The 404-nt window shown below is 52.7% G+C and carries 2 protein-coding genes; both read right to left on the bottom strand.

What is annotated here, in order from left to right; genetic code table 11:
• Positions 1-238, bottom strand: a 238-nt coding sequence (locus HEN33_RS25550; protein WP_183083547.1) for a phage tail fiber C-terminal domain-containing protein, incomplete at its 3' end; no start/stop codon positions are given.
• Position 239: 1 nt separating this feature from the next.
• Positions 240-404, bottom strand: a 165-nt coding sequence (locus tag HEN33_RS25545; RefSeq protein ID WP_000315882.1) for a phage tail fiber C-terminal domain-containing protein, incomplete at its 5' end; no start/stop codon positions are given.

The raw sequence follows: 404 nt of genomic DNA, 5'->3' as shown, positions 1-404 counted from the left end.
CGTCAGCACGCAGGATTTGCAGCGGTCTTACCACACACTGTATCTGCTTTTTATCCGCATCCAGTATCACCACCTGCGTGATTACCCTGTCCTGCTCCGGGATAATACCATTCTCATCTGACTCCAGGATGTCTGCCGGCCCCAGTCGCAGCTGTGCTGTAAGCGACTGCACGTGTTCACAGTCATCATGCTTTCCGCAACCGCACAGACGCTGCATAAGTTTTTTTAGTATGTTCATGTCATTCTCCTGTTCTGCCTGTATCACTGCCCACTTCATCCAGCCCCTTGACATCCTGCCACGGCCCGTCACCAAACCTGACCTGCAAATGCTGAAAAAACCCCTGAACCCGTGTGGCATCTTTGGGGTCAAGAAAGGTCAGTCCGGTGATGAGCGCACCATCTGT

It is taken from the genome of Escherichia sp. 94.0001, from assembly GCF_013369155.2.
GTDB lineage: Bacteria > Pseudomonadota > Gammaproteobacteria > Enterobacterales > Enterobacteriaceae > Escherichia > Escherichia coli_F.
This window is presented reverse-complemented; position numbering and strand designations above follow the sequence as displayed.